We start from the raw sequence: 8,149 nt of genomic DNA, 5'->3' as shown, positions 1-8,149 counted from the left end.
AACGCCGCCACCATCCCGGCCCAGGGTGTGAAACCACCGTCGCGGATATCGAGAATGGACCACAGAGAGTTGCGGTAGGTGTCGAACCAGATGGCCACGAAGGCGATGCGTGCCACCAGCAACGCCACGAGCAGCATGTCGGACAGGATATGGCCTATGCCACCCGTTTGCTGGCGACGCCCGACCAGGTGGCCCGCCCCCAGCGCAACAAGCAGAGCAATCATCAGTACCAATTGGCTGATCGGTATGGCAAAGGGACCCAGATTCACTGTCAGCATGATCAACCTCCCTGCCTTGCCCGCGCCAGGCGGGAAAGGAATTCGTCGGCTCTGAGTTCACCGATGACGCGCTCGGCACGACGTTCCTTGCCGTCCGGGCCGATCAGCAGCATGGTCGGCGGCCCGAGAATCTGGTGGACACTCATCAGCGCCCGATCGTCCGCATTATTGGCGGTCATATCCGGGCGCAGTAACTGCATGTTGGCCAGCGCCTGCTGCACACGCGGGTCGGCAAAAACCTCGCGCTCGATCATTTTGCATGAGACGCACCAGTCCGCATAGAAATCCACCAGCGTCCACTGGCCGCGCTGCCCGGCCTCGGCGACACGTGCGTCGAGCGCTTGCTGTGTCTTGACCGATGCGAAGCGGGCCATGAAATCTTTCGCTACAGCAGCCTGAGCGGGCGCGGCGCCTCCCGCAACGAAGGCCAGCGGCTGGAAGGGGTCCTGTGCGCCACCGGCCGCACCCACCACCATGGCCCCGCCCCACAGGCCAAGCAGCAGCGCCAGATAGCGCGACATCAAACGCCCGGCGTCGACATCGACCTTCTTGGCCAATGCCAGCAGGCCGAGTGCGATGGCCAGCAGCCAGGCTCCCCACAGTCCCAGCGTCAAAGCTGGCGGCAGCACCCGTGCCACAAACAGAATCGCGGTGCCAAGCAGGATAAAACCAAACATCACCTTGACCCGGTTCATCCAGCAGCCAGGTCGCGGCAGCAGCCGTGCTCCGAGCGTGCCCACCAGCAGCAGCGGCACCCCCATGCCCAGCCCCATGGACAAGAGCGCCAGGCCACCGGTCAGCACATCGCCGGTCTTGGCGATATAGAGCAGCGCACCGGCCAACGGTGCCGTCATGCAAGGGCCCACCAGCAGCGCCGACAGAACGCCCATCGCAGCAGCCCCTGCCACGGTGCCGCCGCGCTGGCCCTGGCTGGCGCTGTTCAGGCGGTTGCGCAGCACAGCGGGCAATTGCAGCTCGTAAAATCCGAACATGGACAGCGCCAGCACCACGAACATCAGGCCGAAACTACCGAGCACCCAGGGGTTCTGCAGCGTCGCCTGCAGATTGGCGCCAGCCAGCGCCGCGCCAGCGCCCAGTACTGCGTAGGTCAGCGCCATCGGCAGCACGAAGGCCAGCGAGAGGATAAAACCGCGCTTGGGGGTTGCCCCGCTGCCCGCGATCAGGCTGGACAGAATCGGCAGCATCGGCAGCACGCAGGGCGTGAACGTCATCAGCAGCCCCAAGCCGAAGAACACGACAAGCATCCAGCCCAGATTGACGCGTGAGAGGCGATCAGCCAGGTCCTGATCATCGCCGAATGCGCCAATCCCTGCTTGACTCGCGTTGGCAGCGGCCACGCCCGGGTTGGTGCTCGGCGTTGCGGTAACGTCGGCTAAATTCACTCGCCGGGTTTGCGGCGGGTAGCAAAGACCCGCATCGGCGCATCCTTGCCAACCAATAGTCAGTGCCTGGGCATCAGGCGCCGTGACCAGTACCGCTACCTTGTCGTGATAGACCTCGCTTTCGCCGAAGGTCTCATCGGTCTTGAGTGTGCCGGCAGGCCACCTTACTTGTTGCACACTACCGACGGGATCCCCTTCGACCTTCATTTGCTTGCGATAGAGGTAGTATCCCCTGCTGATCTCCCAGTTCAGACGCAGCTGACCATCGGCCTGCTTGATAATGTTCAGGCGAAAAGCCTGTTCCGGCTGCAGAAAATCCTGCTGGGCATGCGCCGGCAGCGCCCACCACATTGTCAACATCACGATCGACCACAACAAACGCAGCATAAGCGCCTCTAAATCAAATGAAGCGCACATCTTTGCGTGGCCAGATTAAGGCTGCGTTAACGGTGAGACAATTTAAGGCCTAAATACTAGCCGGCAAGGTCGGACAGACTATGCGCGTGTTACTGATTGAAGACGACGAACTGATTGCCCACGGCATCCTGGCCGGTCTGCGTGCGCACGGCCTGACGGTAGATGGTGTGGCTACCGCAGCGCAGGCCGAGGCCACGCTGTCGATGGTGCATTGCGATGTGGTGATTCTTGATCTTGGACTGCCCGACGAGGATGGAATGAGCCTGTTGCATCGCTTGCGGGCGGACGGCATGGCCCTGCCTGTGCTGGTGTTGACCGCGCGCGACGCAGTGGAGGATCGCGTTGCCGGGCTGCGTGCCGGTGCGGACGACTATCTGCTCAAGCCCTTCGATCTCAACGAATTGGTCGCGCGTCTGCACGCCCTGCTGCGCCGCGCCGCCGGGCGCAGCGTGAATGTCATTGAGCATGGCCCATTGCGCCTGGACCCGGCAAGCGGGGAAGTCTCGCTGCACGGACGGACCGTCGTTTTATCGCGCCGCGAATTGGCCCTGCTGGCCGCACTGCTGCAGGCGCGCGGACGCATCCTGAGCGCCGACCAGCTCAAAGACAGCCTTTACAGTTTTAGTGAGGAGATCGAAAGCAATGCACTCAATGTGCATATCCATCATCTGCGGCGCAAACTGGGTACCGACATTATCGAGACGGTACGCGGCGTGGGCTACCGTTTCAGCATGGTGAGCGCATGAGTCTGCGACTACGCTTGTTGCTGATGATAGGCGTATCGCTATTACTGCTGTGGGGCGGGGTAGCGCTCTGGATGCTGCGTGATCTGGACAATGAAATGCGCCGCACCCTGGATCAGCGCCTCGCGATGTCGGCGCAAATGGTGGCCGGGCTGATGTCGCAAAACCCTGCCGCGTGGGATGGCAGCACAGGAAAAGCGGGCGCATCGACGTTGACCATGCCCCCTGAGGGAAAAGGATTGGCCTGCCAGGTCAGATCTCTGCGCGGCGAGGTGTTCGCGAGCACCCCAGGCGCAACGCCCGAGACCATGATGACAACGGCCCTCGGTTTTGCCGACCGCGAAATCAAGGGCGAGCGCTGGCGCAGCTATACCTTTGAAGCACACGGTTTGCGCGTAACCACGGCCGATCGCCTGGCGGAGCGAAACACGCTGCAGCGCGATGTGATGGTTGCCGCTGCAGTTCCCTTTATCGTTGCCCTGATCGGCAGCCTGATGGTGCTGTGGCTCGGGGTGAGAAGCGGTTTGCTGCCGCTGGAACGCCTGCGGCAGGCGCTGGCAAGCCGGGCACCGGATGCACTGACCCCGATTCCCAGCACCCCCATGTCCCGCGACTTGCTACCGCTGGTCAATACGCTGAACCAGTTGCTGCATCGGATGAGCGTGACCATCAGCCGTGAACGTCGCTTTACCAGCGATGCTGCCCATGAATTGCGAACACCGCTTACCGCGATCAAGACCCACCTGCAAATCGTGCGCATCACACGCGGCAAGGAGGCCGAAGTGGCATTGGATTACGCAGAAGAAGGGGTGGCACGACTGCAGCGCACGCTGATGCAGCTGCTGACACTGTCGCAAGTGGAAGGTCCCTTTTCCTGGGATGACGGGTGTATCACCCATGCCGACGAAGTAGCCCGCCTGGCGATATGCGATGCGACACCCAATGCGCTCGGTCGCATCGTACTGGACAGCGACGGCAACCCTGCCGAGCTGGTGCTGCCCCAAGCCCTCGCAGTCACTGCGTTGCGTAACCTGCTCGACAACGCCCTGCGTCACTCCCCAGCAGAAAACAGCGTCAGGCTGGAACTACGGTCCTCGAAGGACGCAATCTGTTTCAGCGTGTGCGACAGCGGGCCGGGACTCAGCGCCGAGGAGTTGGCTCTGGCTACGCATCGCTTCTGGCGGCGCGGCTCAGCTCGAGGCAGCGGGCTGGGGCTGTCCATCGTAGTCGCCATCACCGAGCGTTTCGGTGGATCTCTCGAATTGGTGCAGCGCCCTGAGGGCGGGCTGGAAGCAAAATTGACGCTGCCAAGTATTCACGGCAGGCCAACACGACCTGTTCAGCCGCTCGAAAAAAAACAATAACAGGCACAAATTCGGAGGCAAGCCTTTGGAGGTTTAGTCCACTTTAGTGCTGCAAATCCCCCTGCCACGCTACATCGTATTTTCTAGCGCGGATTTTCAAAAAAGATGTAGTTCGAGCCGAAGTCGCTGACTTCGAAATACATTTTTTTCTCGTCCGGATCGGCGATCATGTTGAAGTTTTCTTCCAGCACGCCATAACCAAAGCGGTAGGAGTGTGGCTTTCCATCGTCAGTGCCCATGGCGGTGCTGAGCTTGTCGATCTTGATGAAGCGGCGCACCAGCTTGTCGCCTGCATAAAACTCCAGCACACCGTTGCTACCGGTCCAGTTCTGGATGTCACGGCTGATTTTGTTTTTCTGCTCCTGGGTTCAGGATGCCAGCACCACGACAGCACCAAGCTTCAGCGGCGCTGCCGCAGGGCTTCATACAGGCAGACGCCGCTGGCGACCGAGACGTTGAGGCTTTCCACCGCGCCATGCATCGGGATGCTCACCAGTTCGTCGCAGGTTTTGCGGGTGAACTGGCGCATGCCCTCGCCTTCAGCGCCCAGCACCAGCGCCACCGGGCCTTTGAGGTCCACGTCGTAAATCGTTTTGGGTGCATCGTCGCTGGTACCTATGCACCAGATAGCGCGCTCCTTGAGCTCGCCCAGGGTGCGGGCCAGGTTGGTCACCATGAAATAGGGCACGGTCTCGGCCGCCCCGCTGGCGACCTTGGCCACGGTGGCGTTGATGCCTGCCGCGTGGTCCTTGGGCGCAATCACGGCATGAGCGCCCGCACCGTCGGCCACCCGCAGGCAGGCGCCCAGGTTGTGCGGATCGGTCACACCGTCGAGCACCAGCAGCAGCGGTTGCTCGGTGCCGGCCACTTCCAACTGCTCCAGCAGCTCATCGAGCGACTTGACCTGGGCCACCGCATCCACGCGGGCAACCACGCCCTGATGGCCGTGGCTGCCGCACATTTTGGCCAGGCGCAGGCCGTCGGACTCAATCAGCCGCACACCGGCTTCGCGGGTACGGTCGGTGAACTGGCGCATGCGGGCGTCGCGACGCGAGGCGTCATAAAAAACTTCCAGCACCGACTTGGGGGCAGTTTTAAGACGCACACCCACGGCATGAAAGCCAAAAAGAACTTTAGGGGAAGAAGACATTCTGGGATTATCACTGCTGGCGTCACGGTGGCGGCTCATCAGTGGTACGGGATGACCCGGACCGCATTGCCACCAACTATGTTTTTGATAGCTGCTTGCTCCCGCCATATATAGGCAAAAGTCATTTTTATCTCAAGAATCACTGATTTTCCCGGCCTCGATGGTGATGCGCCGCTGGCAGCGCGCAGCAATCGCCGGATCGTGTGTGACCAGCACCAGCGTGGTACCCAATTCCTGGTTGAGCTCAAACATCAGCGTCATCACGGTTTCGCCGGTGGCAAAGTCCAGGCTGCCTGTCGGCTCATCGGCCAGTAGCACGGCAGGCTGCACCACAAAGGCCCGAGCCAACGCCACGCGCTGCTGCTCGCCGCCCGACAGCACTTTGGGGTAATGGCCCAGCCGCTCGCCCAAACCCACCCGTTTGAGCATGTCGGTCGCCAGCGAGCGGGCGCCTTTAGCACCCGACAATTCCAGCGGCAGCATGACGTTTTCCAGCGCCGTCAAATTGCCCATGAGCTGAAAGCTCTGGAACACAAACCCGACTTTCTGGGCACGCAAGGCGGCACGGTCATCTTCGCTGAGGGCAAACAGGTCAACCCCCGCCAGCCGCACCGTGCCCTGGGTCGGCGTATCCAGCCCGGCAATGATGGACAGCAGCGTGCTTTTACCGGAGCCGGACGCGCCCACAATGGCAACGGTTTCGCGTGCTGCAAGCGCAAAGTTAATATCGCGCAAAATGGTCAGGGTACCGGTGGAGTCGGTCACCGACTTGAAAACATGCTCAACGGAAATAATTGGAGAGCTTGGGGGCGTTGAAGAAGCATCGCTAACGACAGAAACCACGGGTTCAAACATGTCAGCCTTATCAGAAAACTTGAAATTTACGCTTCCAGACTGTAGCAAGCTTGGCCCTGCCACGCGAAACCGCTGGGTAAGACCATTCGGCGCGATGCTGATCGCTGCGTTGCTGGGCGCGCCGTGGCTCGCCCCGGCACAGGCTCAGGCGCAAATCCTGCCTGCCGCGACCAAAGCCAAAAACCCCGCCAACACCATTCTGGTCCTTGGTGATTCGCTGAGCGCCGAATACGGCCTCAAGCGCGGCACCGGCTGGGTGGCTTTGCTGGAAAAGCAGTTGGCCAGCGAAAAGAAAAACACGAAGCTCGCCCAGGTGATCAACGCCAGCATCAGCGGCGAGACCACCTCCGGTGGGCGCTCACGCCTGCCAGCCCTGCTGACGCAGCACCGGCCCACCACGGTAGTGATCGAGTTGGGCGGCAACGACGCGCTGCGCGGTTTGCCCCTGGACATGACGGAGAGCAACCTGAGCGCCATGACGCAGGCTTCCAAAAAGGCAGGTGCCAAAGTGCTGCTGGTCGGGATGCAGGTGCCGCCCAACTACGGCGACGCTTATGGCACCGGCTTTGCAAACCTCTTTCCCAAAGTGGCCAAGGCCGAACGGGTGGCGCTGGTGCCCTTCCTTCTCAAAGGCATTGCCGATGTGGAAGACTCGGCCGCCCACTTCCAGGCTGATCGCATTCATCCCAACGAGCCGTCACAAGCCAGCATGCTGGCCAATGTGTGGCCGGAATTAAGGAAACTTCTCAAGTGAGCCTTGACCGCATTTCCGCTGAGGACGCACTCAGCAAACTGAGCAGTTTTTCCGACGTGATTGACACCAGATCCGAGGGCGAATACGCCGAAGACCACCTCCCCGGTGCCGTGAACTGGCCCAGCCTGCATGATGATGAGCGAAAAATCGTCGGTACCCAGTACAAGCAGATCAACGCGTTCGAAGCCAAAAAACTGGGCGCGGCGCTGGTGGCCAAAAACATCGCCGCGCATATTCAGCGCGACGTGCTGGACAAGCCCCGAGAATGGCAGCCGCTGGTGTATTGCTGGCGCGGCGGCAAGCGCAGCGGCTCGCTGGCGCTGATCCTCGACCAGATCGGTTTCAGGGTCACGCTGGTTGACGGTGGCTACAAGGCCTTCAGGGCCGCCCTGGTGGCCGATTTACCGCAGCTCGCTGCGCGGCACAGCTACCAGGTCGTTTGCGGCACCACCGGCTCGGGCAAGACCCGGCTGCTGCAGGCGCTGGCGGCAGAGGGCGCGCAGGTGCTGGACCTGGAGGCGCTGGCCCATCACCGCAGCTCGGTGCTGGGCATGATTCCGGGTGTGCCGCAGCCCAGCCAGAAAGCCTTTGACAGCCGCATCTGGGCCACCTTGCGCAGCTTCAACCCGGCACGTCCCGTCTATATTGAAAGCGAAAGCAAAAAAGTCGGCAATGTGGCCGTGCCCGAAGGACTGATCGCGGCCATGCGCATTAGCCCTTGCCTGCAGTTGGAGTTGCCCGAAGACGAACGAGTCGCGCTGCTGCTGGAAGATTACGATTTTTTTGTCAAGGACATTGCATTTTTCTGCGACCGGCTGGGTGCCCTGACCGAAGCACGCGGCAAGGCCACCGTGCAGGACTGGCAGGCGCGCGCGAGCAGCGGTGACGTGGTTTCAGTCGTTCACGAATTGCTGGTGAAGCACTACGACCCGGTCTACCTGCAGTCGATGCGGCGCAACTTTGAGCAGTACGAAACGGCCCGGGTGATTTCGCCACGCGACCATACGGTGGCAGCCATGGCAGCGCTGGCGCAAACCCTGCTGGCAAATCCCTGAAGCAAAAACCCGACATCACCAATGAACAGTGAGGTCGGGTTGGATGGCGGGCTACTTGCTATTAAATTAATAGCATGTTACGCGCGTTGTTAAAGGGCTAAACCCTTTTGTCTTATGTATAAATATCCGC

8 protein-coding genes and 1 pseudogene are annotated in these 8,149 nt (G+C 61.1%); 4 read left to right on the top strand and 5 right to left on the bottom strand.

The window, feature by feature from the left end:
- A pseudogene (locus tag B3F77_RS11260) lies at positions 1-278 on the bottom strand (TlpA family protein disulfide reductase); the annotation flags it as partial.
- 2 nt (positions 279-280) lie between these two features.
- The gene (gene dsbD / locus B3F77_RS11255) at positions 281-2,068 is read right to left on the bottom strand and encodes a protein-disulfide reductase DsbD (protein ID WP_293605043.1); all 1,788 of its coding nucleotides are present in this window, start codon (positions 2,066-2,068) and stop codon (positions 281-283) included.
- A 110-nt stretch (positions 2,069-2,178) separates the two neighbouring features.
- On the opposite strand from dsbD, the gene B3F77_RS11250 reads away from it, so the two are divergent.
- Positions 2,179-2,844 carry a response regulator gene (locus B3F77_RS11250; RefSeq protein WP_293605042.1) on the top strand — a complete coding sequence of 222 codons (666 nt, stop codon included), beginning with the start codon at positions 2,179-2,181 and terminating at the stop codon, positions 2,842-2,844.
- A complete protein-coding gene (locus tag B3F77_RS11245; RefSeq protein ID WP_293605041.1) occupies positions 2,841-4,205 on the top strand; it encodes an ATP-binding protein in 1,365 nt (454 codons plus the stop codon). Before B3F77_RS11250 ends, B3F77_RS11245 begins: the two co-directional genes overlap by 4 nt.
- 83 nt (positions 4,206-4,288) lie before the next feature.
- Here B3F77_RS11245 and B3F77_RS11240 read toward each other — a convergent pair whose 3' ends face one another.
- The 3 genes from B3F77_RS11240 to B3F77_RS11230 form a co-directional block, all read right to left on the bottom strand.
- On the bottom strand, positions 4,289-4,552 hold the full coding sequence (locus tag B3F77_RS11240) for a hypothetical protein (RefSeq protein WP_293605048.1): 264 nt from the start codon (positions 4,550-4,552) through the stop codon (positions 4,289-4,291).
- Between the two features lie 53 nt (positions 4,553-4,605).
- On the bottom strand, positions 4,606-5,355 hold the full coding sequence (gene rlmB / locus B3F77_RS11235; RefSeq protein ID WP_293605040.1) for a 23S rRNA (guanosine(2251)-2'-O)-methyltransferase RlmB: 750 nt from the start codon (positions 5,353-5,355) through the stop codon (positions 4,606-4,608).
- Between the two features lie 132 nt (positions 5,356-5,487).
- A complete protein-coding gene (locus B3F77_RS11230; protein ID WP_293605039.1) occupies positions 5,488-6,210 on the bottom strand; it encodes an ABC transporter ATP-binding protein in 723 nt (240 codons plus the stop codon).
- A gap of 94 nt (positions 6,211-6,304) precedes the next feature.
- Between B3F77_RS11230 and B3F77_RS11225 the strand changes: the two genes are divergently transcribed.
- Both B3F77_RS11225 and mnmH read left to right on the top strand, forming a co-directional pair.
- Positions 6,305-6,964 carry an arylesterase gene (locus B3F77_RS11225; protein WP_293605038.1) on the top strand — a complete coding sequence of 220 codons (660 nt, stop codon included), beginning with the start codon at positions 6,305-6,307 and terminating at the stop codon, positions 6,962-6,964.
- Positions 6,961-8,019 (top strand): tRNA 2-selenouridine(34) synthase MnmH, encoded by a 1,059-nt coding sequence (gene mnmH, locus B3F77_RS11220; protein ID WP_293605037.1) that lies wholly within the window; start codon positions 6,961-6,963, stop codon positions 8,017-8,019. Before B3F77_RS11225 ends, mnmH begins: the two co-directional genes overlap by 4 nt.
- Positions 8,020-8,149: the final 130 nt, after the last annotated feature.

The organism is Polaromonas sp. UBA4122 (assembly GCA_002381615.1).
Taxonomy (GTDB): Bacteria; Pseudomonadota; Gammaproteobacteria; order Burkholderiales; family Burkholderiaceae_C; genus Polaromonas.
The sequence above is the reverse complement of the archived record's forward strand: the minus strand, read 5'-3'. Positions and strand labels throughout refer to the sequence as shown.